This is a genomic window from Caballeronia sp. LZ019 (assembly GCF_031450825.1).
Taxonomy (GTDB): Bacteria; Pseudomonadota; Gammaproteobacteria; order Burkholderiales; family Burkholderiaceae; genus Caballeronia.
Genome location: NZ_JARTVZ010000005.1, coordinates 2,421,172 through 2,445,199 on the forward strand (window position 1 = coordinate 2,421,172; position 24,028 = coordinate 2,445,199).

27 protein-coding genes and 1 tRNA gene are annotated in these 24,028 nt (G+C 60.8%); 10 read left to right on the forward strand and 18 right to left on the reverse strand.

Annotation, left to right across the window (positions count from 1 at the left end; genetic code table 11):
• Nucleotides 1–11 precede the first annotated feature (11 nt).
• From rpmI to P9255_RS24805, 8 genes are all read left to right on the forward strand, one after another.
• Entirely contained in the window at nt 12–209 is a 198-nt protein-coding gene (gene rpmI, locus P9255_RS24770) for a 50S ribosomal protein L35 (RefSeq protein ID WP_004191477.1), read from the forward strand.
• A 28-nt stretch (nt 210–237) separates the two neighbouring features.
• Nucleotides 238–597 (forward strand): 50S ribosomal protein L20, encoded by a 360-nt coding sequence (gene rplT, locus P9255_RS24775; RefSeq protein WP_008350196.1) that lies wholly within the window; start codon nt 238–240, stop codon nt 595–597.
• A gap of 192 nt (nt 598–789) precedes the next feature.
• Nucleotides 790–1,803 carry a phenylalanine--tRNA ligase subunit alpha gene (gene pheS / locus P9255_RS24780; protein WP_309765080.1) on the forward strand — a complete coding sequence of 338 codons (1,014 nt, stop codon included), beginning with the start codon at nt 790–792 and terminating at the stop codon, nt 1,801–1,803.
• A gap of 83 nt (nt 1,804–1,886) precedes the next feature.
• Nucleotides 1,887–4,319, forward strand: a complete 2,433-nt coding sequence (pheT, locus tag P9255_RS24785; RefSeq protein ID WP_309790569.1) for a phenylalanine--tRNA ligase subunit beta — start codon at nt 1,887–1,889, stop codon at nt 4,317–4,319.
• A gap of 63 nt (nt 4,320–4,382) precedes the next feature.
• On the forward strand, nt 4,383–4,790 hold the full coding sequence (locus P9255_RS24790) for an integration host factor subunit alpha (protein WP_309765078.1): 408 nt from the start codon (nt 4,383–4,385) through the stop codon (nt 4,788–4,790).
• Nucleotides 4,791–4,873: 83 nt separating this feature from the next.
• A complete protein-coding gene (locus P9255_RS24795) occupies nt 4,874–5,257 on the forward strand; it encodes a MerR family transcriptional regulator (RefSeq protein WP_309765077.1) in 384 nt (127 codons plus the stop codon).
• A 317-nt stretch (nt 5,258–5,574) separates the two neighbouring features.
• A complete protein-coding gene (locus P9255_RS24800; protein ID WP_309790570.1) occupies nt 5,575–5,850 on the forward strand; it encodes a hypothetical protein in 276 nt (91 codons plus the stop codon).
• A 204-nt stretch (nt 5,851–6,054) separates the two neighbouring features.
• Nucleotides 6,055–7,311: a hypothetical protein gene (locus P9255_RS24805; RefSeq protein ID WP_309790571.1), complete on the forward strand. Its 1,257-nt coding sequence runs from the start codon at nt 6,055–6,057 to the stop codon at nt 7,309–7,311.
• A gap of 437 nt (nt 7,312–7,748) precedes the next feature.
• Here the strand turns inward: P9255_RS24805 and P9255_RS24810 are convergent, their stop codons facing one another.
• The 9 genes from P9255_RS24810 to P9255_RS24850 form a co-directional block, all read right to left on the reverse strand.
• The gene (locus tag P9255_RS24810) at nt 7,749–8,561 is read right to left on the reverse strand and encodes a hypothetical protein (protein ID WP_309790572.1); all 813 of its coding nucleotides are present in this window, start codon (nt 8,559–8,561) and stop codon (nt 7,749–7,751) included.
• Between the two features lie 664 nt (nt 8,562–9,225).
• A complete protein-coding gene (locus tag P9255_RS24815) occupies nt 9,226–9,399 on the reverse strand; it encodes a hypothetical protein (protein ID WP_309790574.1) in 174 nt (57 codons plus the stop codon).
• 53 nt (nt 9,400–9,452) lie between these two features.
• Nucleotides 9,453–10,151, reverse strand: a complete 699-nt coding sequence (locus P9255_RS24820; protein WP_309790575.1) for a hypothetical protein — start codon at nt 10,149–10,151, stop codon at nt 9,453–9,455.
• Complete coding sequence (locus P9255_RS24825) at nt 10,151–10,480, reverse strand: hypothetical protein (protein WP_309790576.1); 330 nt, start codon at nt 10,478–10,480, stop codon at nt 10,151–10,153. The genes P9255_RS24820 and P9255_RS24825 overlap by 1 nt, the downstream gene beginning before the upstream one ends.
• A gap of 11 nt (nt 10,481–10,491) precedes the next feature.
• The gene (locus P9255_RS24830) at nt 10,492–10,665 is read right to left on the reverse strand and encodes a hypothetical protein (protein ID WP_309790577.1); all 174 of its coding nucleotides are present in this window, start codon (nt 10,663–10,665) and stop codon (nt 10,492–10,494) included.
• Entirely contained in the window at nt 10,658–10,984 is a 327-nt protein-coding gene (locus tag P9255_RS24835) for a hypothetical protein (protein ID WP_309790578.1), read from the reverse strand. The genes P9255_RS24830 and P9255_RS24835 overlap by 8 nt, the downstream gene beginning before the upstream one ends.
• A 20-nt stretch (nt 10,985–11,004) precedes the next feature.
• Complete coding sequence (locus P9255_RS24840; RefSeq protein ID WP_309790579.1) at nt 11,005–11,472, reverse strand: hypothetical protein; 468 nt, start codon at nt 11,470–11,472, stop codon at nt 11,005–11,007.
• 78 nt (nt 11,473–11,550) lie between these two features.
• Nucleotides 11,551–11,970 (reverse strand): hypothetical protein, encoded by a 420-nt coding sequence (locus tag P9255_RS24845; RefSeq protein WP_309790580.1) that lies wholly within the window; start codon nt 11,968–11,970, stop codon nt 11,551–11,553.
• Between the two features lie 71 nt (nt 11,971–12,041).
• Complete coding sequence (locus tag P9255_RS24850) at nt 12,042–12,791, reverse strand: hypothetical protein (protein ID WP_309790581.1); 750 nt, start codon at nt 12,789–12,791, stop codon at nt 12,042–12,044.
• A gap of 247 nt (nt 12,792–13,038) precedes the next feature.
• On the opposite strand from P9255_RS24850, the gene P9255_RS24855 reads away from it, so the two are divergent.
• Entirely contained in the window at nt 13,039–13,365 is a 327-nt protein-coding gene (locus tag P9255_RS24855) for a BRO family protein (RefSeq protein ID WP_309790582.1), read from the forward strand.
• A 1,252-nt stretch (nt 13,366–14,617) separates the two neighbouring features.
• Here P9255_RS24855 and P9255_RS24860 read toward each other — a convergent pair.
• From P9255_RS24860 to P9255_RS24870, 3 genes are all read right to left on the reverse strand, one after another.
• The gene (locus P9255_RS24860) at nt 14,618–14,872 is read right to left on the reverse strand and encodes a hypothetical protein (protein WP_309790583.1); all 255 of its coding nucleotides are present in this window, start codon (nt 14,870–14,872) and stop codon (nt 14,618–14,620) included.
• A gap of 150 nt (nt 14,873–15,022) precedes the next feature.
• Nucleotides 15,023–15,691: a recombinase family protein gene (locus P9255_RS24865; RefSeq protein ID WP_309790584.1), complete on the reverse strand. Its 669-nt coding sequence runs from the start codon at nt 15,689–15,691 to the stop codon at nt 15,023–15,025.
• A gap of 1,156 nt (nt 15,692–16,847) precedes the next feature.
• Nucleotides 16,848–17,339, reverse strand: a complete 492-nt coding sequence (locus tag P9255_RS24870) for a hypothetical protein (protein WP_309790585.1) — start codon at nt 17,337–17,339, stop codon at nt 16,848–16,850.
• 292 nt (nt 17,340–17,631) lie between these two features.
• Between P9255_RS24870 and P9255_RS24875 the strand changes: the two genes are divergently transcribed.
• Nucleotides 17,632–19,065, forward strand: coding sequence for a hypothetical protein (locus P9255_RS24875; RefSeq protein WP_309790586.1), 1,434 nt, complete (start codon nt 17,632–17,634; stop codon nt 19,063–19,065).
• An 11-nt stretch (nt 19,066–19,076) separates the two neighbouring features.
• Here the strand turns inward: P9255_RS24875 and P9255_RS24880 are convergent, their stop codons facing one another.
• From P9255_RS24880 to P9255_RS24905, 6 genes are all read right to left on the reverse strand, one after another.
• Nucleotides 19,077–20,810 (reverse strand): DUF6538 domain-containing protein, encoded by a 1,734-nt coding sequence (locus tag P9255_RS24880; protein WP_309790587.1) that lies wholly within the window; start codon nt 20,808–20,810, stop codon nt 19,077–19,079.
• Between the two features lie 119 nt (nt 20,811–20,929).
• A tRNA-Pro gene (locus tag P9255_RS24885) sits at nt 20,930–21,006 on the reverse strand.
• Between the two features lie 96 nt (nt 21,007–21,102).
• The gene (locus tag P9255_RS24890; protein WP_309790588.1) at nt 21,103–21,327 is read right to left on the reverse strand and encodes a hypothetical protein; all 225 of its coding nucleotides are present in this window, start codon (nt 21,325–21,327) and stop codon (nt 21,103–21,105) included.
• Nucleotides 21,308–22,201 carry a LysR family transcriptional regulator gene (locus P9255_RS24895; protein WP_309765075.1) on the reverse strand — a complete coding sequence of 298 codons (894 nt, stop codon included), beginning with the start codon at nt 22,199–22,201 and terminating at the stop codon, nt 21,308–21,310. Before P9255_RS24895 ends, P9255_RS24890 begins: the two co-directional genes overlap by 20 nt.
• Nucleotides 22,202–22,260: 59 nt before the next feature.
• Nucleotides 22,261–23,184 (reverse strand): LysR family transcriptional regulator, encoded by a 924-nt coding sequence (locus P9255_RS24900; RefSeq protein ID WP_309765074.1) that lies wholly within the window; start codon nt 23,182–23,184, stop codon nt 22,261–22,263.
• Between the two features lie 7 nt (nt 23,185–23,191).
• Nucleotides 23,192–23,995 (reverse strand): IclR family transcriptional regulator, encoded by an 804-nt coding sequence (locus P9255_RS24905; protein WP_309765073.1) that lies wholly within the window; start codon nt 23,993–23,995, stop codon nt 23,192–23,194.
• Nucleotides 23,996–24,028 lie beyond the last annotated feature (33 nt).

Below are 24,028 nucleotides of genomic sequence, written 5' to 3' on the forward strand. Positions count from 1 at the left end.
GGAGTAGTTTCATGCCGAAGATGAAGACCAAGAAGAGTGCTGCAAAGCGCTTCGTGGTGCGTCCGGGCGGTACCGTCAAGCGCGGTCAGGCCTTCAAGCGCCACATTCTTACCAAGAAAACCACCAAGAACAAACGCCATCTGCGTGGCGCCACGGCTGTTCATGATTCCGATCTGAACTCCGTCCGCGCAATGCTGCCGTTCGCCTAACCTCAACTAACACTCCAAGGAGCGCAACATGCCTCGAGTAAAACGTGGGGTTACCGCACGGGCCCGTCACAAGAAGATCATCCGTCTGGCCAAGGGTTACCGCGGCCGTCGCAATAACGTCTATCGCATCGCCAAGCAGGCGGTCATGCGCGCAGGCCAGTACGCCTACCGCGATCGCCGCAACAAGAAGCGTGTGTTCCGCGCATTGTGGATCACGCGTATCAACGCGGCGGTGCGTCAGCACGACATGACGTACAGCGTGTTCATCAACGGCCTGAAGAAGGCTTCGATCGAACTCGACCGCAAGGTGCTGGCTGACATGGCTGTGTTCGACAAGGCTGCTTTTGCTGCGATCGTCAAGCAGGTGAAAGCCGCCGTTGCAGCCTAATTGCGAAATTAGTACTGCGTGGTTCGCCTGAACGTTGCCGTACCAACGGCGGCGTTCAAGCAGAAAACGGGGCTCTCACCGAGCCCCGTTTTCGTTGGACGGACGGTTTTGCGCATGACTTGAGCACGCTCTGGCAGGGCACGCGCAAAACCGTAATTCAGTTAGAACTTCGACGTTGAAAAGATGGGATCAATGGATCTGGACCAGATTGTCACCGACGCGAAAAGCGCCTTTGAAAACGCCAACGATGCCGCCACGCTCGAGAACGAGAAAGCGCGCTTCCTGGGCAAATCCGGCGCGCTCACCGAGCTGCTGAAGGGCCTCGGCAAGCTCGATCCCGACGCGAAGAAAACCGAAGGCGCGCGCATCAACGTGGCGAAGCAGCAGGTCGAAGCGGCGCTCAACGCGCGCCGTCAGGCGCTGGCCGATGCGCTCCTGAATCAGCGGCTCGCGGCCGAGGCCATCGACGTGACGCTGCCGGGGCGCGGCGCGGGCGTCGGCACGCTGCATCCGGTCATGCGCACGTGGGAGCGCGTCGAGCAGATTTTCGGGACCATCGGTTTCGACGTGGCCGACGGTCCGGAAATCGAAACCGACTGGTACAACTTCACCGCGTTGAACAGTCCCGAGAATCATCCGGCGCGTTCGATGCAGGACACCTTCTACGTCGACGGCAAGGACGCCGAAGGCCGACCGCTGCTGCTTCGCACGCATACCAGCCCGATGCAGGTTCGCTACGCGCGCATGAACAAGCCGCCGATCAAGGTGATCGTGCCGGGTCGCACGTATCGTGTGGACAGCGACGCCACGCACTCGCCGATGTTCAACCAGGTCGAAGGCCTGTGGATTGAAGAGAACATCAGCTTCGCGGATCTGAAGGGCGTCTATACCGACTTTCTCAAGAAGTTCTTTGAGCGCGACGACATCCTCGTGCGCTTCCGTCCGTCGTATTTCCCGTTCACGGAACCGTCCGCCGAAATCGACATGATGTTCGAACACGGCAAGAACGCCGGCAAGTGGCTGGAAATCTCGGGCTCCGGGCAGGTGCACCCGACCGTCATCCGAAACATGGGTCTGGACCCGGAGCGGTATATCGGCTTCGCATTCGGCAGCGGCCTCGAGCGTCTCACGATGCTGCGTTACGGCGTGCAGGACCTGCGCCTGTTCTTCGAAAACGATCTGCGTTTCCTGCGACAGTTCGCCTGAAAGACGCACGGCCCGCGGCGTTCGGCAGCGCAATGTCGCAAGAAGCCGAACGAGAGAACCTCACATTTCGAACGTAGACACACATGCAATTCCCCGAATCCTGGCTTCGCAGCTTCGTCGATCCCAAACTGTCCACCGACGAACTCGCCCACGCGCTCACGATGGCCGGTCTCGAAGTCGAAGACCTGCGCGCCGTTGCGCCGCCGACCACGAAGATCGTCGTCGGGCAAGTGCTGGAAGTGGCGAAGCATCCGAACGCCGACAAGCTCAACGTCTGCCAGGTCGATGCCGGCACGGGCGAGCAGTTGAACATCGTCTGCGGCGCGCCCAATGTGTCGCCGGGCATCAAGGTGCCGGTGGCGCTGATCGGCGCAGTGCTCCCGCCGGTCGAAGCGGGCGGTGAGCCGTTCGCGATCAAGCCGACGAAACTGCGCGGCATCGACAGTCAGGGCATGCTCTGTTCGGCGCGCGAGCTGAAGCTGTCGGAAGATCACAGCGGTCTTTTGATCCTGTCCGCCGATGCGAAGGTCGGCCAGGACATCCGCGAGGCGCTGAATCTCGACGACACGGTCTTCGAGATCAAGCTCACCCCGAACAAGGCGGATTGCCTCTCGGTGTTCGGCGTCGCGCGCGAAACGGCCGCGATCACCGGCGCGCCGCTGAAGACGCCGGACATGCCGGCCGTCAACGTGACGCTCGACGAAAAGCTGCCGGTCAAGGTGCTCGCGCCGGATCTGTGCGGGCGTTTCTCGGGTCGCGTGATTCGCGGCGTGAACGCGCGCGCGAAGACCCCGCAATGGATGATCGAGCGCCTCGAACGCGCGGGCCAGCGCAGCATTTCGGCTCTCGTGGATATTTCTAACTACGTTATGCTCGAACTCGGCCGCCCGTCGCACGTGTTCGACCTCGACAAGATTCACGGTGCAATCGAAGTGCGCTGGGGCAAGAAGGGCGAATCGCTCAAGCTGCTCAACGGCAACACCGTCGAACTCGACGAAACCGTCGGCGTCATCGCGGACGACTCGCACGTCGAAAGTCTCGCGGGCATCATGGGTGGCGACAGCACGGCCGTCTCGCTCGACACCACGAACATCTATCTCGAAGCCGCGTTCTGGTGGCCGGACGCCATCCGCGGGCGCGCGCGCAAGTACAACTTCTCGACGGACGCGGCGCATCGCTTCGAACGCGGCGTGGATTATTCGACGACCGTCGAGCACATCGAGCGCATCTCGCAGCTGATTGTCGATATCTGCGGCGGCCAGGCCGGTCCCGTCGACGACCAGATCGCGAACGTGCCCGAGCGTCATCCGGTGTCGATGCGCGTATCGCGCGCGCATCGCATCATCGGCGTGGAAATCGGTGCGGAAGAGATCGCGCAGATTTTCACGCGGCTCAATCTTGCGTTCGAACGCGATGGCGATACCTTCAGGGTCACGCCGCCGCCGTATCGCTTCGATATCGAGATCGAGGAAGATCTGATCGAGGAAGTCGCGCGCATCTACGGCTTCGAGAAGATTCCGGCGCGCCCGCCGGTGGCCGCAAGCGAGATGCGCCGCACGAACGAAACGAAGCGCTCCATCCATGTGCTGCGTCACGCCGTGGCCGCGCGTGACTATGCGGAGACGGTCAACTTCAGCTTCGTCGATGCCGAGTGGGAGAAGAACTTCGCCGGCAACGAGATTCCGGTGAAGCTGATCAACCCCATCGCGAGCCAGCTCTCGGTCATGCGCACGACCATGTTCGGCAGCCTGATCGACGTGCTGCGCTACAACCTGAATCGCCGTGCCGACCGCATTCGCGTGTTCGAAGCGGGGCGCGTGTTTTTGCGCGACGCATCCGTGAAGGCGGGCGAGCTGGCGGTCGAAGGTTTCGCACAGCCGAAGATGATCGGCGGTCTCGCGTATGGTCCGGCGATCGAGGAACAGTGGGGCGCGGCTTCGCGCAACGTCGACTTCTTCGACGTGAAGGGCGATGTCGAAGCGCTCTTCGCGCCCGTCGTGCCACGCTTCGTCAAGGCCGAGCATCCGGCACTGCATCCGGGGCGCAGCGCGCGCATCGAAGTGGCGGGACGCGCGGTCGGCTGGATCGGCGAACTGCATCCGCGCTGGCTGCAGACATACGACTTGCCGCACGCGCCCATCCTCTTCGAAATCGAAGCCGAAGCGTTGATGGAACGCGCGCTGCCGGTGCCGTCGGAAGTATCGAAATTTCCGCCGGTGCGGCGCGATATTGCGATCGTCGTTGACCAGTCCGTGCCGGTCCAGGCGCTGCTGGACGAGCTCGAAAATGCCCGTTCCGAGCCCGCCTGCAAGCACGTCACGAGGGTTGCGCTTTTCGACGAATTCCGTCCAAAATCAAACACTTCCGGTGGTTTGGGAGAGCATGAGAAAAGTCTTGCCTTCCGTGTAACGTTGCAAGATACTGGCGGCACGCTTCAGGACGAAACGGTCGACACGGCGATCAGGACGCTGGTGGATCGCCTGGCTCGAGTACACGGCGCGCGGTTGCGTGGATAGCCTGCAGTTGGCCCGTCCGCAGGGATCGCCAAGTCAAAACTTGTTTCGCGCCGTTTTACCGATATGAACCAAATGAACTCGAGTGATTTCGAAGCCCTTCTTTCGGCGCAGCGCAGCGCCATGACCCGAGACAGCACTGCTTCGGGCGCGATGTCGAACGACACGCCGACGCTCACGAAGGCCGAACTGGCTGAAATGCTGTTCGACCACGTCGGCCTCAACAAGCGCGAAGCGAAGGACATGGTCGAAGCGTTCTTCGAAGTCATCCGCGACGCGCTCGAGAGCGGCGACAGCGTCAAGCTGTCGGGGTTCGGCAATTTCCAGTTGCGCGACAAGCCTCAGCGCCCCGGGCGCAATCCCAAGACCGGTGAAGCCATTCCGATTGCAGCGCGGCGGGTCGTCACTTTTCATGCAAGCCAGAAACTGAAGGCGCTGGTCGAAACGGGCGCGGAGACGAGCCTCACTCGTTGACGCGTTCCGTGCGCCGATGGGCGCTCCCTGCAGTTCGACCGCCGCGCTTCAATCGACATCACTCAAACGATGGTTGATCGACGATGGAAAAAGTCGTCTTGCCTCCGATCCCGGCCAAGCGTTATTTCACGATTGGCGAAGTCAGCGAGCTGTGCGGTGTCAAGCCGCACGTGCTGCGCTATTGGGAGCAGGAATTCACGCAGTTGAGGCCGGTGAAGCGGCGGGGGAATCGTCGGTATTATCAGCACCACGAAGTCTTGCTGATCCGGCGCATCCGCGAGTTGCTGTACGAGCAGGGCTTCACGATCAATGGCGCGCGCAACCGGCTGGATTCGCAGGGGCGCGCGATCGATGACGACGCCGCGAACGCCGACGCTCAGGCTGCAGCGGAACCGCAGCAACCGGCGGTCGATGTCGAGCAGTTGCGCAAGGAGTTGCTGCAGGTCATCGGCTTGCTGGGCGGGTGACAAGAAGAGCCGCGATCACGCATCGCGGTTTTTTTCGCCTGACGGGGCGCATTACCCCGGTGCGACGCGCGCGCTTTGCGAAGGTCCGCCAGCCGACGACCAATAGACGATGCTCGGCCCGACGCCTGATGGCGGATAGATCCGCCAATCGTCGATGCCATGATGAAAGAAGTAGAGCGCGAAGAGTCCGCCGCGATGACGATTGGGTGCGCTGACGCAGACGTACCGGCTGCCGCCCGGATAGATGCGGCCGAAACGCGCGACGCGCGCAGCACTTGCCGCGCTGAACCATCTTTCGATTTCTGCGCGGAGTGAGGATGAGGGACGATCAGGCTGAACTCGGCGTCGCGATACCGATCCGCGAGCTGACGAAGGCATTGCAGTGCCGCTCCTTAAGTGTCACGCGAAGAATAGAGTTTAAGTTGCTGACAAGCAAGTATTTGGTGTTGTTTTGGCGTCTCGGGAAGGATGCCTGGCGGCTCGAAGAAGTACGGGCCGAAAAAACAAAAAGCCCACGCGATGAAACTCGCGTGGGCTTTTTAATTTGGTCGGGGCGAGAGGATTTGAACCTCCTTGAACCCACGGTGAAATAAGGCTTTGCGGGAAGTGAGTCAGTGCAAATCGCAGAGCAAATTGACACAGTCGACGCGAGTATAGCACGCGACTCCATGCGGACTGCATAGCGAACGATGCGAGTCGAACATGGTTAAAATGCCCGATCTTGGTGATCGACGGCCGGGCTATGCGTTCGCTCGACCGTCTAGCGATCTTCTCCACAATCAGTTCTCTTTGAGGCAATGATGGCGTTCAATGCCCGCGTTTACCGTTTCTTGATAGCGTCGCCGTCTGACGTTAGTGAAGAGCGCGACGTCGTTGTTCGCGCAATTCAGGATTGGAACAATCGGAACGCTGCCGAGCTTGCTGTGACGGTGTTGCCTGTCCGTTGGGAAACGCACTCCCGCCCGGATTTCGGCCGCCCTCAATCGCTGTTGAATGATCAAATCGTCGATGGCTGCGACGCGTTGATTGGTGTTTTTTGGACGCGCATCGGCACCAGCACGGGCATCGCGGAAAGCGGCACGCTGGAAGAGATAGAGCGAACAGTGGCAGCCGGAAAGCCGGCGATGCTTTATTTTTCGTCTGCGCCGCAGAGTCCAGACCACATCGACGTCGACCAACTCGTCAAGCTACGTGGCTTCAGAAGTGCAGTACAAAATCGTGCGCTTGTGCAGACTTATCGCTCTGTCGATGAATTCAAAGAATTGGTCGTACGGCACATCGAAGCACAGGTTCGGCAACTGATGACTGATGAGACAGGCGTTGACACTGGAGGCGCAACCTCGCCTCAAGCGGACATAGAGGTCCGCCTCGACGGGCAGGCGATGAAACTGGACGGCGTTGCAGCCGACGGTCTGACAGGCCATGTGACGACAAAATTCGTCACAATCGCGGCTCCGGAAACCATCCCTGACTTCGTCTCTTCTTCCAGCGACGAAGCGTCAACGAATCCAGGCTCGCTCGGTCTTTTGGCCGGCGCAATGACGCTTGTCAACGTTAATTACTATCGCGAAGTGGCGGCTTGGCTACGAGATGGGGCTGCCTTCAGGAAACTTGGCTTGGCGATCCGCAACGCAGGCACTATGGGGGCTAGAGACGTCTACTTCGAGGTCGAAATCGTTAGCGATAAGCCGATCTCGGTAGTTCAAGAAAAGGACCTAGTGCTGTCTCGGCCTGCGACGACAAATGCGTGGTCAGCGAATAAGGTTGTCGCGGTGCACGAGAGATCAGAAACGTGGGAGTTAAAAAAAGACGTGGGGTCTATGCAGCCTCAGCGGACGATCGACTTAACTTTCGATGCATTCATCGGGGCGTGGGAAGACTGCACAATTAGCGTCCACATCACGATCTATGCGGATATCCTTTCAACGCCGACGAGACGATTACTCACGCTGGAGTGGACGACGTCGGAGAAAGTGTCGGACGTGGCACAACTAACGAGAGTACTGAACAAGCGGCAGCCCGCCAATGATGGTAGCGAGGTTTCGGCCGATTGATCGTGACTCGATTCGAACGCAGAGTCATTCCCGAACGGGTGTATCTAGAACGCAGGGATCGATAACGGCCTGCGAGACCACAGCCGACATACTCTTCCGCGCTGCTCGGCTTGCCAAGTTCATTCCCGTTCGCCGTGCTTATTCTTCAAGGCGAGGATACGCGCAAGACGGAGGGCGTCCCGGCGGGTTGACGCCTGCCGGATGGCGGCAACCAACTGTTCAGTGGTTACAGTATTCGCCGCGAGTAGCTTTGCGTCGCGACGGGCTTGTCGGTTCCAGTTGTCGCACACCTTGCAAGTGGCTCTAACCGCGAGACGATGATCGGCCTTTGAGTAGAAGTCGATCAAGGGCTTCGATTCCCGGCAGCACGTACAGATTTTCGAAGATACGGTCATTGGTTTCTCTTTGCCCGGTGTCGATCCGGGAATGGTTGTGAGTTACAGGGATTGGCGGGCCCCGAATCGGGCCAGCATACCGAACGCCTTCCCGGTCTTCGGGATGCTCGCGAGTTCGGCTTCGCGTTGCGCCTTCAGTTCGGCGCGTGTCTTTCGACGCGGCTTGATGCCCGCTGCGCGGTCGGCTTCGCGTTGTGCGGCATGGGCGGCTTGCTGCTCACGCCACGCCTCCATGCCTTTCTGCATGAATGCACGGTTCTGGCGACTGGCGTTCGTGCATCCAGCGCATCGCGCCATCAGGCCGTCTTTGCTGCGGCTGTCGCGCTTGAACGACGGGGCCGGAAGCCGTGCATTGCAGCCGAGGCACAGCTTCGCCGCGACGCCGGGGGTCTTCCGGCGCATGTTGAGGTTTCCGCGCAGAAGATTCAGGGGGTTGCCGTCGCAATGGTGGTAGGTATCGCCGTCCGTCAGGTCATACAGGACGGCGACTGCCGAATAGCGGGAATCGTCGTCGCCCTGTTTAACGAGACGCACCTGACCGTCCACGAGATGCCACCGGGTCGGACGATAGCCAGCCTCACAGAGCTTTGCGTAATGCTCCCGTTTAAGGACTGCTGCAAGATCGGGGCGTCCGTCAATCGGAACGTACTGTCGCCCATCGCGGCAATAGGGTAGGTAAATCGCGCGGTGGTCGATGGCCCCGCCTGACTCGACGTGGGCAAAGGGGTCGCGGCGAATCGCTTGCTTCTCGGGAGTGGTCAGCGGGGTCTCGTGCTTGCGAGAGCGGGTGACTCGGGCGACGTCTAGAAACGGCGCGAGCTTCGAAGCGAATTCGCTGGGAGCAACTTGGATCATGGTTGTTTTTCAGTCTGTTGTGCGCCGATAGCGCGGCCCCAGACCCATCGCAGAACGCGGGGTCATCGGGTCGGCTTGGAGTGGGCGCGGGAGTTGGTAAGAGTGTTGCAGCGACGGCGCGGGCCTCTCTTCGAATCGCGGGCCGTCAACTTGAATCCACGGGAGTCCCGGGGCTTCCTGTCGGAATGTCGCTTCGGGCCACGAGCCGGGGCTGTGTGTGGGATCGGGGGCGGGGCCGATCTCTTGTCCTTCCGGGCCAAGCCAAGCGAAGCGGCGCTCGCCGTAGGGCGGGACAGGGCGCGGCTCAGTCTTCCAGCTACAGGCCATTACGTCACAGCCTCGGCGGCGACGCGGAGATTGGAGCGGCGAAGGTCGTGGACCTTCCCGTTGATCGCTTCGACCGCTTCGCCGTCCAGTGCGCCCTGCGATCTTTTCAGGTCAGCGGAAGAGTTTCGGCGGACGCAACGCATTGCTTCACAAAGGACTCTTGCAGGAGTCGCGTGGCAGCGAGAACATTCCCCGGCGCGTATCGCATCACGCGCTTGCCCTCTCGGCAAACTTGCCCGGCCTTGCGCCGGGCTTTTTACGAATAGGTAGTTTGCCGGGGAGCCAAGTTCTCTTTGGAGACTGACCGCGCCATAGGGCCGTGCCGAATTGATCGAAGTCACTCCGCGACAGCGTCGGCCGGCAGTGGTTTGCCAATTTCGACCGGCGAGTGATAGCGATATGCCGTCTCGCCGGGCTTCGTTGAAATGCAGCCCATGCACGATTCATCGAGCAGCAGCATGCCGGTGACGATGTTGTCGCCATTCGCGACGAGAAGAACGGGGTAATTCATGGTTGGTGTGTTCCTGAGATTGAGAGGTGAGCGCCGCTTGCGCGACTAGGCGGTCACGTGTGCGTCACGTCGATGACGGCGTAACCGTTGTTGATGTTGTTCGACCAGGAGCCGTTGGCGAAGTCGGAGGGCGGGTAAGCGGGGCCGTAGGGGTTGACCGTATACGCGATGTTTCGAACGGTCACGGTGCCATCCGAATTGATTCGCGCGAAGCCGGTCGTGAACTGCTGCATGCCCTGCCATGACCCGTTCGGGTTCTGGGCCGGGTTCAGAATCTCCATGCGGCAGTACTGCTGATACGCGATGAGGGCGAGTTGCTGGCCTGCGTACTTCGCGACGCTCGGGAATGTGCCTACTCCCTGAATGTCTGCGACGTACCGGAGCGGCATGCGGCCGGTGTCGTAAAGCAATTGGTTCGCGTCGCCGCGAATCTGCATGCCGTAGTTCAGGCCCGACGGCTGATATGGCCCATACACCCAGTAAGACAAGGTCGTTCCGGGTAGCCCCTGAAAGTGGACCTGCATGCAGCCGTTGCCTGTCCATCGCCCCGCCATCGCTGCTCCGTATGGCGTATTGAACGCAAGCATCTCGCCGGGGTTCAGCGGAATGTCTACCTGACAGAAGCCGGAATTGAGGCCGTTAGGTATCTGCGTCCCGGTCACGGTGGCCTTTCGAAGCAGGACCATATGCATCGACTGGCCGTCTACCTGTAGGACGTTGCTGTCGTTCCGCACTTGGATACCGGCAGGCATCAGCGAACCCCATAGACGAGCGTGCAGACCTGCGCGGGCCAGTACGAAGGGTAAGAACCCTGCGATCGCGTCCAGTACAGGTTATTGCCGGAGAAGTAGAAGGACGGGCAGGTCATCCACGCGTTGATGTTGACGTGGCCTTCCGTGTTTGAGTTAGCGTTGATCTGCGTCGAGGTGTCCAGCAATGGAATGCACCACGGAATTCCGTTGCTGAATAGGGAACTGGTGATAACGCCTGTCCCGTAGCCGATCTGCGTGGAGCCGATGTAGCGACCGATAAAGTCGCTGGTGTCCCAGATGACGTTACCGCTTGCGTCCCACACTTTCATACCTTGCGGCATCAGTCGCCCGCTTGCTTCAGGTGGAACACGGCGCGAACGATGCCGTTCTCGTCGATGATCTCTGCGGTCTCGCCGTCTGCCGTGATCGTCACTGGGCCGTCGAGTCGATAGACGATCGGCGTCACGAAGCCGCGATTGCTCGCGGCGACGTCACGCGTTGGGGCATCAGCCATTAATCAGCCCGCGCTTGATGAGTTCGGCGCGAGCGGCTGCACCTTCATCCATGCTCGCCTGAATGTGCGTCACATGCGGGTCCGTGCCACGCCAGATGGCCCGCATTTGTTCCGGCGAGTACGTTGCGGGATCGCGCCAGACTTCCATGCGGCCTTGGTCGTCGCGAAGCGGTACGCCGTCAGCATTGAGCGTCACGAAGCGGCCATCAGGCGCACGGCCGATGTATTGAGGGTTGCCCGTATGGTCACCGATCACAGTCGGGGCGGCGTCCGTGCTTCCGGCGAGGACGGCGTTCGGGTCGCGAAGAAAGAAAGTCATGTTGGTTTCCAGTAGAGGGGTTAGCGAATGCGGTTAATCGGGTGGACGTTATCGGTCTCGTGGCGGCGCTGATACGCGGCCCACTCGTCGGTCTCGCGCTGCACTCGCGCTTTTGCGTAATCGGCAGCGCATTCCGGTTGCGTGGGCGGCTCGACGCCACCGCTGAACGTACTCGTCGCCCAGCGGATAGCCCGCGTCAGGTCTTCTTCAAGTACGTGAATCGCCGTGAAGGCGACGGGATCGCGCTTGTTCTTTTCGAGGGACGATGCAGCAAAGCGGAGCGTCTCGACGCGCGTGCGATAAGACGGACTGAGGGCTTCGAGGGTGTCCGCGACGGCGTTGTAAGCCTTCGGGGTATCGGCTGCGCGGAGGGCGTCGAGGGCCTTCTGGGTCTCGATTGCTCCCAGACGTTGCGCGGTCTGTTCCGGGGTCAGCGGTGCGCAGCCTGCCGGAACGCGGAAGAACGGATGGTCTTTATGGTGAGTCATGGTGGAAAAGGAAAAACCCGCCTGAGTCAGCGGGTTAGAGATGTTGCGGCCCGTGTCGATCGGGCAAGCGGGATAGGGTTACAGCAGGTGGGACTTGCGTTTCTGGCGTCCGATGTACAGAGCCAAGAGGAGGTCATGCGCCGCGATCGGAACACCGCGCCCCATGTCACGCTCGAAGCGGGCGAGCAGGGCGTCGAAGCCTAGGGCACTTTTGCGGGTGTTGCATGTCCGGCAGAGATACGCAGTGTTCCCTTGTTGATAGGGCAGCGCGACGTCGATACGATCTAAATGCAGCTTACGAAAGTCGGAAGGACGAGCGCCGCAACACGCACATGCGCCGGTCTGGATCGACTCAAGGTATGCGGGCGTTAAATCGGTCACCGGGCCACGCTTACGGGCGTCCCTGATGTCAATTGCGGCCCAGTGCTTTTGCGCGTATCGGGCGTCCGCGATGAGACGGCGTTCTGGGTTCGTTTTCCGCCAGCGAAGGGCGTTCAAGGCGTGACGCTTGGGGTTGGTCTCGCGCCACGCTGCCGACGCGGAGGCGTCGCAGAGCTTGCATAGGGACTTCAAGCCATCGCGGCGGGTCGCGTCGCGATAGAAGTCGGCGAATGGCTTATCGACGCCACACTTGCGACATCGCTTAGTTTGGAGGGTGGTGTGCATTCTGACGGTGTAGGGCTGCGTTTGAATCCCGGCGACTTCGCTGCGATGACGTCGGCGGCACGGGCTGTGTTGAGGAGAGTCATGAAAAGCGCCTCGGAGTAGACGTCCTCGCTGAGGTGATCGACGGGGAATGTGCTCGCCCCGCCAAGCTGCCAGAGGGGATAAAGAACCGAGCTTGTGCGCCCGCCGATGATCTTTACTTCCTCCAGCTTGGCGATATAGCGGCGAACGTGGCCCGTCTGCTTGCCGGTCAATTGCGCATACCACCGCGCCAACTGGTCGATGCCGGGAGTGAGGCCCCGACGACGATTTCGGAACTTCAAGGCAAACAGAGCGAAGGCGCGGACCTCCGGACGGAGTTCCGAGAGGATGAATCCCCGCTGAAGCTGGCGTTCACTGGTGCGGATTGGATAACGGTAGTCGGCGCGTGAGCGGGCTTCTGAGTCGCTGAGAATTTCGCCGGTTTTCTCGTCGAACCACTCGACTACTACTGGAGCAAGATATCTCTCGACGCGCTTGCGCTTCGCCTTCCCGATAACCGATGCGCCGTTTCCGGAACCCAGCGTTATGGGGTAGTCGAGCTTTCGCCACTTGGCCTCGATGGTGTACGGGCGAAGGCAGGCGACGGCCTTGGGGTCGTTGGTCGGTTTCATGGGAAAAAAGGAAGGGGGCTGCGCGGACGGATGTGTCCGGCGAAAAGGGGGAGAACCGTTACCGGCCGCTCCGAGACGCAGGGGGAACGTTAGGGTCCTCTTACCATGTGCGGTTTTATCCGCGACACGTTCTAGGGTCGTCACCCTGTGCGGGTTTAATTGGCGCTCGTACAGGGTCGCCTATCATGTACGAGCTTATTGACCATCCACGGATCGGCCCGCTGCCTCGCCCGGGTTAAGCGACACCATGAACACGAAGACTTTTGAATTTGCCCCCGGCATGAACCTCCGCGTCGTCGAGATCGAGGGTGAGCCGTGGTTTGTAGCGAAGGACGTTTGCGACGCGCTGGGACTCGACGTCTCAGATTCGCGCAAGACGCTGGACGATGACGAGCGCGTTCTACTCAATGCCGGACAGTATCCGGGTTTGCCGAATCGCGGGGCCGTCGCAGTCAGCGAGTCAGGCTTCTACAGCTTGGTCCTCAAATCGCGTAGACCCGAAGCCCGAGTCTTCCGTAAGTGGGTGACGTCCGTGGTCCTCCCGGCGATTCGCCGCGACGGTGCATACGTCTAGGGCGAGTGGTGCGACTTCCCTTCACGGGAACTCACTCACTGTCCCGCACCTGTCCAGCGTCAAGGTTCAGCGCCCGGAGCTTCTGTAGCTTTTCCATTGGCGTGAGTGTCTCGTCTGCGAGGACGGCGGCATGGGCAGTCGAGGGCGGGGCATAAGGGTCGTCGGGCGTCTCCTCGACGGTCTCGGGATGCGTGACCGGCCGCAGGTACGTTCGCATATGGTCCTCCCTCCACGCCCGAATTTTTCGCTTCACCCAGTGGCGTTCGCCGTCCTTACCTGCCCACTGGAAAGGAAGTTGCGCGAGACGTCGGAGACGGCCTTGCTTCTCAATTAGTGCGCGGTCTCGGGCGTCTTGGCGGGCTTTGTGTGTCGCTGCGAGGGCGGCGGGCGTCATGTTGCAATGGAGCTGTGTCCAAGTCGGATCGCGGCGATTCTTGTACGTCTGCTTCCGTGCTTTTGATGCGGCAATGTCGGCGGCTGGGTCGTCATGGTAGCGGGACCGGCGAGCGGCGCGTGTGCATTCCTTGCAGTCGAGGAAGTAGGCCGATGCCGTCCATTCGGAATCGGCGCGGCGTCGGTAGAACTCGGAAATGGCCTTGTGGCGTCCGCACTTTCGGCATGTGCGATCTGTGGGCGGCGGTTGCCAGCGGGAGAGGGGCATGGAATGAGGGAAGAATGGGCGGCAAACTGGAGGAAAGCGGGAAGGTCATCCACTTTCTGAAGGGTGAAAGCCTTACGGGACAAGGGTTCCGAGCGCGTGCTCTAGATTTAATACAGAGATGCGCGGGAGGTCGCTGGGAGTCGCTGAGACGTTTCGGTCGGGACGGCGACGGGCGCGTGCTCGCGGGTGCGTTTAAGCGTGTCCGCTACTGAGAAGTGTCCGGGACACTGGAGCGCCATCCACTTTCTGAGGGGCGAAAGCCTTATGAGACAAGGGTTCCGACGTGTTGCTTAGAATAGATAATGTGACACGATGGACGGCCGCAGGAAATCGACCATAGCGCTCTTCGAGCGGCAGTAGTCAGCGACGCTCAGGCCAGTGCGGCGAACTCTTCGAGATCATCGGACGTCGCCGCGAATCGCTTGGACGACACTGGATACCGCACCAAGGAAACCATTTTGATATTGGTCGAGGACGGCTCAGGCCGTCTCTTAGAGGTCTAGCGGCCTCGGAGCGTCACCCTGTGCGGTTTTAATCGCCCATACGAAAAAGCCCGCGCGAGGCGGGCCAGAGACTACGGAGCGGGGCGTGTCAGTGTGCGGTCGCGTGGGCGATCATCATGTCGCGCAGGATCGTGCGGAGCGTCGCGAGGGCTTCCGGCGTCTCGGGGTGACGACCGCCAGTCAGCACCGTCTGTTCGGCGATGATCGCGACGCCATACTCGCGCAGGTTGTCGCTGGTCACTTCGAGGTCAAAGTCCCGCTTGAGCGTCTTAGCGGCCGTCTGAGCAGCACGGTTCACTTGAGCGATGACCTTGGCAGGAGCGTCGATCTGATTCGTTTGCATGTTGTTATCTCTTATGGCTATGCGATGCGGGCAACGTTCGGCGCTTTCGCCGGGATCGCTGACCTGCTATCGTGTGCCCGGTGACTCGTCCGGGCGACTAATGAAAGGTTCTGCTTGGCGGTAGTGCTGTCTCTTACTTGTTCGTGCGGGTCACTCCTCCTTTTCTGAACTAATCATTCCAGCAGCCCGAAGGGCACGCGCGACGGTCGGTCGAGTTGTCCGCAGCGTGTCGACGATCTCGCTGTAGCTCATTCCCCGCGTGCGTAGGTCGACGATTCGACGGTGCATATCCGCGTCCGCTTTGCGGCCGGCGTATGCCTTTGGAACGGCCCCCGACTCTTCAAGCTCTCGGCGCTTCGCTATGCCCTGCGCAGCCCGCTCCCGACGTACCTCGTAATCTTCCCTCGCTTTAGCTGCGGCCAATTCGATCATTAGGTCACGCAATGCCGACTTGATCGCGTCATGGGTCCAGTCGGTTCTCTGGGCTTGTGTGGCCTTCAAGGCGTCCCAGGTCATCGGGACAAACTTAGCGACGATCAGAAGCCCCGCGTCGCGTAGGCGTCGCTTCAGCGTCTCCCAGTCGTCCTGGGTCAGCCGGGACAGCCGGTCAATCCCTTCTACCAATAAGACGTCACCGGGTTCCGATTCGTCGATCAGCCGGTCAAGCTCTGCGCGTTCGAGCTTCGCGCCGCTTGCGTTCTCCGTGTAGAAGGTCAGGCGCTTCACGCCATGATCGGCGGCGAAGGTCGTCAAGGACTCACGCGCACGGCTGGCGTCTTGATCTGCCGTCGATGCGCGGAGGTATGCGCGGACTGTCATGCACTGCTCCGGTTACGTTTGAGTGAGCGGATCGTAACCGGTAATGGAAAGGCAGTCAATAGGCTAGTTACGTAACCAGTACGCTACCCGGTCAAGTAGCAACGGTTCGGTATGCCCTAACGTACCAGCCAGCGCGGACCATCCAATCTTGCTTTTCTGACTCAACGAAGTACGCTTTCCCTGGGAAGGTCTTGTATGCATTGGGGAGGTGGTTATGCGAACCGTCGAGGACGCTCTGCGTACATTAGGTCGAATTGAAACGAGCATGGCAACGGTGGAACTCGCCCTAACGCGTTTGCGATTTACAGCCGATCGGCCTGCGCCGGGCGACGAGGAAGTGCTTGCCGCTCTGCTTCAGACGGTCGAAAGCCTTAATGAATGCGCGACGCTTCTCGCGGGCTTACATACAACCGCGCTGTTGGATGTCGAGACGATTCGGCAAAGCAGCAGGGCGAGGCGTCCGCCTGCGGGCCTACACGAGCAGGCCGCGAATCCGCAGTCGCCGACATGTCTAAGCCTTGTGTCAGCGAGCATTCCCGGATGGTCGCGGTCAAAAGCCTAGGCGGGGCCACCGGGGGAATTTTCGTTGCGCGGCGGAACAAACCTTATCTCGCATCTCTGGGCCAAAAAATAAGCAGGAGTCCTCCCTGGGACTCTTTCGCCATCCCTTGCCGGCACGGGTTAGCTTCCGTTGCTTCGGCCGTCTACCAAAATTTTTCAGAATTTCGGGACAGCCGGTGTCTTCCTCGCGGCCTATAAGTCATCGCATCGTCAGATAACTTCAAAGCAAGAAGGGCAGACAGCATGACAACACCCGGAGCCGTACCGTTATCAGAAGTCGCCGCTAGGACTCAGCGGCTCGTCATTGCGTGTTCGCGTTGCGTTCGGCGCGGTAGGTACACCACAGCGCGGCTTGTGGCGACTTATGGGGCGGACTTCCCGCTGACCGATCTCGGCGCGGAATTAGCAAACTGCACGCGACGATCAGCGTCCGCGCATCACGAACGATGCGACGTGTATTTTCCGGAGCTTGTCGCGATCCTGCACGGTGGCAATGGGACGTCCGGGAACTCAGCAAATCTCCCAGCGTCGCCGGAACGTCTCTATACCGTCGCTATGCCGCTTTAGCTATTACGGTTCGGGACGTCGGGTCACACTACTCGCGGGGCCTCACTTGCAACAATCGCGACGCCTCGCGCATCAGATCGGCGCTGCGCTGGAGGGCGTCGGCGGATTCGAGGAGAACGGCGGCGAGGCGGGCCTGATCCACAGACTGCGGCTTTACCGGTACGGTGAGATTCCGGCGCGGCTTAGGCGTCGCAGGCCGTCCCATGATCCGCTCGCGATACCATTCGCGCATCTCCACGGGAACAGCCCCATGCTTAGGCGGTTTCAGCTTGTACTCTGCCCAGCTTTCCGCAGTCAGGCGCATCTTACGTGGAAGGTCCCGGAAGTCGTGGGAGTCGCACCAGCGATGGAATGCTGACTCGCTGACGGACTGAAGCCGTCCGACGCGAAGCGCCAGGCCGAGCGTGTACCACTCCGCTCGCCTGACGTGATTGGTTGCTTTGATCGTCGCCCATGCCTGTTGCCCACGGGCGACGATCGCCGCCGTGTCAGTAATTGAGATGTCGTCGAGTGTCTTCACGGTGCTTGTCCTCTTTGATTCGCGGAGTATCGGCAGGCGGAAGCAAAGTGTTGCAGGAGTCCCTTCGTCGCAGTCGGGTTATCCGATGGTCATTACTGTCTGATTGCGTGTGCTGGGGGTAATGCCCGTGTCAAGTCCCGGTGGCGTGGGTGCTCGTTGCATTGTGTCTGACCTTTAGCCCTGATAGGCTGTTGCCGCGTGATATGCGCTGCCATAGTCGGGCAGGCGATGTCCGGGCTGCGACATCACACAGGCGTCGAGGCGCACAAGAGAGAAACCGAGAGAGGCTTGCTTGTCGAAAGTTAAAAACCCAATTCTGTTTTCGTCCCAGTTCGGCATCAAGCCGGGAGTGTTGGAAGCGGCGGGGTTGCTGGACCCCTTCCTGAATGTCGACACTCCGCTATTCATCGATCCGATTCTCCTCTCGAAGTCTGGGCACAAAGTCATTCGCGTTGATGCTCTTGCAGCCTTTCGCAAGCACTTTGACAGTTTCCTTCGCTTGCTCCAGATGTCGGAACGGGAAGGCGATGCGGCATGGAAGGCCGCTGAACGAGTATTGGACCTGAGCGAACCGCCAGATAACGGACTGGGATATGGCGGAAGCCGTCGCGGAGGATCCTCGCGGCCGGACGCTGTTCGCGATGCAATCATGCGCACGTCCAAAGAAATCATGAGGCTCGGGAGCAAAGACCCCGAAATGCTAGCTTTAATGGGATTCTTCGAGGAGGACGTTGGTTCGGACACAATCAGCGACTTCACCACTCGCGCCATCGTGAAGCAATTGGCGACCTTGACAGAGCAATTCTGCGTCTCGAACGGCGTTCCGACTTCTGATGGAGACGGTGAGGATGACTTCAGTCTGCCGTTCTTCGATTTGGGAAACGGTAAGCGGAAATCTGTGATTTTGGTACCCAGTGACATCGTGCGCGAACTGCCGATGGCCAACGACGTCTCCGAAATATATGAGGCGGCGTCGCAGAACGCGAAAATTCGTGATCGCGTGAACGCTTTCCTTGGCGAGGGGGCGCGGCACTCGCTGGCCGAACGGAAGGCGGCGATGAGGAGTGCCGCGCTTGAATCTGCCGACCTGTTTGCGCTTTTCTTGAAGGTCGTTAAGGAGTTCGCGCGTTCCTACAGCCAACAAGAGGACGTGCTCGGTTATGTGAAGCTCAAGGAGATGCTCCTACAGGACGTCGGCGCGTTCAAGGTCGCAGAGAAGTTTGACCTGACCAGCGGACCGGACAAAGTCATCGACGTGGTGCGACAGTGCCTCGAAATGTTCAAGCATCACGTCGAGAAGGGAAACCTGTGGGAGGCGCTATGGGCTGGTGATACCCCAAAGCGCGAGCGGGCCTCTCAACTCCTTTTCTTTGCTATTGCAGATTCCTTCTGTAAAGCAAATAACATCGACATCTCGCCCGAAGCCAATATGGGCGGCGGACCAATCGACTTCAAATTCAGCAATGGCTATGAGGTCCGAGTACTCGTCGAAATGAAGCGATCACAGGGCGCGGTAAAGCATGGCTACGAGCGGCAACTGGAGATTTATAAGGACGCGGCGCGTACCTCGCACGGCATTTTCGTCATTATCGACTACGGCGGGTTGGGAGCGAAGCTCGCAACGATCGAGCATATTCGAGACGAGAGACTTGCGGCAGGCGAGGCTGCGTCCGAGATTATCGTAGTAGACGCCTCGCGCAAGGAGTCAGCGAGCAAACGCGAATAGCGCCCGGTTCGTCAGCTTGGGGATGCCCCCGGATATTCGAGCCGGTCTAGTGCCTCTCTCATGGCCCTCAGACTTGCCGTGGCTGTGTACACCTTCCGGCCGCTCGAACCCGTCGCGGCGTGCCCCGTGATTGCATCGGCAGTCGCTTCGCCCACATGCTTCTCAGCGAGTGCGGAGCGAATCCAGTGTCGGAACTTGTGCGATCCCTCAAGCGGCCCCGACGGCAAGCCGACCGCCTTGCGAAAGTACCGGAACCACTGACCGGCCGTATCACTCGGGCCTCGTGCGCGTCCGCACATGCTTGGCATGGCGTCTCCCGTGTGCCCCATGACGCCCTCTAGCCAATTCGAGAACCACGGGTCGGCAAGGAGATGCCCAGCGAGCGGGACGACGCGTTCGGATTCTTGCGTTTTCACGGTCCCGGCCTCTGCGGTGATCTTGATGGCGACTATGCCATTTCGCGTCAAGAAGTCTTCGCGACGAAGCTGCGCAATCTCGCCGATGCGTGCGCCCGTATGCAGAAGCATTAGAAGCAGGGCGCGACCGTCTGCCGGGTCAACGTCGTGCCATCGTGGCGTATCGCTCATGCTGTCGCTGAACAACTTGTGCGAGTAGATGCGTTTAAGCTGCTCATCGGTCCACGGCTCGCGCTTCTCTGCGCCGACGCTTGCGTCAATCGAAAGATCGAACGGATTGAGCGGAATGAGATCGTCCTTAACAGCGATGTTCATCAAGGCCGATATGGCGGACGCGTGATTGTTGGCGGTCTTCCGCCCGAAGCCCCGAGCCTTCTCATCGAGCAGGAAACGCACGAACATCGCGCCGGATGCCTTCGTTAGTTCCGTCACCGGGACTGCGCCCACGGCCTGCTCGAACAGTTTCAGTGCATGCTCTGCGCGGCTAATCGCGTTCGGCTTGGCGGACGTTCGTGTCTTCCATGACGGCAGGACGTCGCGAAGAGTCACCGGGGGCGCGGCGGGTTCTACGGGCGTTGCGGGTTCCTCGGACGCCTTCGGGATGTCATCGGGCGGCGGAAGCTCGGGCGGCGTATCCACCGGCTCCCCTTGATCCCGCTGCGTGATTCCCTGCCACGCCCGAACGAGCGCCCGCATGATGCGCTGAAGGGCCAATTGGCCGTCTTCGGTATCCCATTCGACTCGGACTGAAAGCGCGGCGCATGCCTCGTCGGCGAAGCGACGGGCAATGTCCGTGTTTCCGGTAGCGGCTGCAAGCTGAAGCGCTTTGCGTTGATCTAGGTTCAATCCAGCAACGATCTCAAGCTGCCCGGGCGTCATGCGCTGGCTCCCCGCGTCCCAGCCGCTGTATGAGTCTCGATTCTCCAGCGCCGCCGTGACCTTCAGACGCTTGGCAAACTTTCGGCTGGTGTGGATTCGGGGGTTCGCCCGCGCGTAGTCATCGAGTTCCAATACGAACCGCTCTACGTCTCGCGTGATGTACGCCTCAAGGGCAGGGGTAAGAGCCACGAATGGCGCAGGCCGTGACTTGTCCCGGAGGGCTTGGAATCGTTCTCGGTACTCGGCAATGATGCGGAGCGCTCGCGTGATTGCCTCGTCACGATCGGACGTCTCAAGGCTTTTACGGTAGGCGTCGGTTTTCGGCTTGCCGGTCTTTGGGTCGCGGAAGTGTTGCTGCAGGTCTTTCGGAACCCCGATGCGAAGCTGAAAGATCGCGGAACCGGGGCGAAGGTAGACGCCAGCGGGAAGGGCAACGGGCATATCGGTCATCTCCGTATTTTGACACGGCGATTGACACACTAGAACGACACACCCGAAAAACAGAAAGCCCGGAGAGCCTTGTCAGTACTGGCTTCCCAATACTGGCGCGGTTCTCCGGGCCTTATTTCTGGTCGGGGCGAGAGGATTTGAACCTCCGACCACCTGCACCCCATGCAGGTACGCTACCAGGCTGCGCTACGCCCCGAAAGAGCGAAAGTATATCAGAGCGAATCGAATAGTAGAACTGCTTCGGCGATTTTTGCTGCAAACGTCGCAAAATCCACCTTCGACGCGCCAGGGATCACGAAGCCGCGGCAGCCGATGCCTCGCCGGCGGTCACCGCGTCCTCGGTCTCATCGACCGCACGCGCAGGCGAGGCCGCCGACTGCTGGCGCTTGCGAAAACGCATCGCCATCACGAGCGCCACGGCGCACGGAATCAGATAACCGAAAATGCGCCCGGCCCAGGCCATGCGCGACGCGACGCTTTCATACTGCGTATGGTTCCTAACAATTTGGGCGCTCACCGAGCGATTCGGACAGGAAGTCGATGAACGTACGGACCTTCGTCGTCATATATTTACGACTCGTGTACACGGCGTAGACCGACGGCGCGAACGCCCCATACTCGGGCAACAAGTGCACGAGCGCGCCCGACGCCAGTTCCTCGTCGATCATCCACACAGGCACGTAGGCGAGCCCCATGCCGGCGTGGACGAGTTGCAACACCATCGAGCTGTCGTTGGTTTTCAGCACCGCATGATTTTTCACCGAAAAGACGCCGTCCGGGCCCGTCAGCGTGACGGACTCGATGTTCGTGTAAGTCGGCAGGACTAGGCGATGGCGCGCGATATCCTCCGGATGGCGCGGCTCGCCGTGCCGATCCAGATAGGCGCGCGAGCCGACCAGCACGAACGGCGTCTTGCACAGCGGCCGTACGATCAGCGAGGGCGACGGCTCCGATGTCGCGCGCAGCGCCATGTCGTAACCTTCCTCGACCAGATCGACGAAGCGGTTCTCGAGGCGCAGATCGACGAGCACGCCGGGATACCGCGCCTGATACGCGACGAGCAAATCCGCGAACCGCCGGTTCGCGAACCAGCCGGGCGCCGTCACCTTCAGCACGCCTTGCGGCTGCGCCGTCTGCATGCCGACCGCCGCTTCGGCCGCCTTCAGAATGTCGAGCGCTTCGCTGCACTGTTCGTAATAGACGCTGCCGGCTTCGGTCAGGCTCAGATGCCGCGTCGTGCGGTTGAGCAGACGCACGCCGAGTTGCCGCTCCAGGTTGGCGACGTGCTTGCTCGTCATCGCGGTCGAAATGTCGAGACGCTCTGCGGCTTTGACAAAGCTGCCCGCATCGACGACTTCGCGGAACACGCGCAAACTGGTCAGCGCATCCATCGCTCGTTTCCTTCCAGGAAAGAAAACGGCGATGTTAGCGCCAATTCACCGGGAAACGCTTACTTGGGCCATTCGTCGAGTGCATCGTTGAAGAGTGACGCGACGATGCCGCGCAGCCACGTCGTGCGCGGATCGTTATGAAACTTGCGATGCCAGTGCTGCCGCAGATCGAAGCGCGGCAACGGAAGCGGCGGCTCGGCGAGCGTGATCGACGCGTGCTCGGCCACATACGCAAAGCCGATCGCGTGCGGCACCGTCGCGATGAGGTCCGTGCGCGAAAGAATGAACGGCAGGCTCATGAAGTGGGGCGTTTCGAGCACGGCGCGCCGTCGGACGCGTTCCTTGTCCAGATAGTTCTCGAGCACTTCCTGGCTTCGTCCTTCGGCACGCACGACGGCGTGTCCGCATTCGACGAAGCGTTCGAGCGTCAGTGGCTCGTTTGCATACGGATGATCTCGCCGCATCAGACAGATGAAGCGATGCGAGAAGAGCCGCTGTTGGAAAAAATTGTTGCCGCGCAGGTCGGGAAAATAGCCGACCGCAAGATCGATGTCGCCCGCTTCGAGCCCACGCTCCACATCCCCATGCGATGCCGACACCGAGCGCAGATTCGCGCGCGGCGCGTCTTTCGCGAACGCCTGCAACAGGCGCGGAAGAAACACGATCTCGCCGACATCCGATAGCGCGATCGAAAAAGTATCGGTGCTTGAAGAGGGATCGAAGTGCTGCGTATCGAGCAGGCCGCGCTCGATGCGCCCGAGCGCGTCGCGGGCGGCGGGCACGAGCGCGAGCGCGCGCGGTGTCGGTTCCATGCCTCGCGAAGTGCGAACGAAAAGCGGATCGTTGAAGTACTCGCGCAGCCGCCCGAGCGCCGTCGACACGCGCGGCTGGCTGACGCCGAGCCGTTCGGCCGCGCGGCTCACGTTGCGCGTTTCCTCGATCGCCACGAGGAAGGGGATGAGGTTCAGATCGAGGTCGTTCATGCTGCGCTCAGCCGCGCCGTGCGACCATGTCGGATACGCGTTGCGCCGCCTCCTGCAACGGCTGCAGGAACGCCTTCACCATCTGCTTCGCGTTCTTGCGCTGCGCGTTGCCGCTGATGTTCAGCGCCGCGATGATGCGCCCCTGCCGGTCGCGGATCGGCGCCGACATCGATATCAGGCCCTCCTCCAGTTCCTGATCGACGATCGCCCAGCCCTGGCGGCGCACGGCCACGATCGCTTCCTTCAGCGCCGCGCGATCGACGATCGTATGCGGCGTGCGGGCGACGATATCGCTGGCGTCGAGCACCGCGTCGAGCCGATCGTCGTCGAGCGCGGACAGCAGCACGCGGCCCATCGACGTGCAGAACGCGGGCAGGCGGCTGCCGATCGACAGGTTCTGCGTGATGATCTTGTGCGTCGGCACCCGCAGCACGTAGACGATCTCCGCGCCGTTGAGCACGGCCGCCGAACAACTCTCGTGAACCTGCTCGACGAGGTCTTCCATGACCGGCTCGGCGAGATTCCAGAACGGCATCGACGTGAGATAGGCAAAGCCCAGGTCGAGAATCTTCGGCGTCAGCTGAAAAAGCCGCCCGTCCGCCTCGACGTAGCCGAGCGTCTGCAGCGTCAGCAGGATGCGCCGCGCTCCGGCGCGCGTGAGACCCGCCGCGGCGGCCACTTCGGTCAGCGTCTGCGCGGGGCGGTTGGCGTCGAACGAGCGGATGACGGCGAGTCCGCGGGCGAACGACTGCACGTAGGCATCGCCGGGGCGGGAGGGCGCGTCTTGCGCGTCCGAAGAGAAAGTGTCCATGAGTTCCGGGTAAGAAGACTTGGTACAAACCCG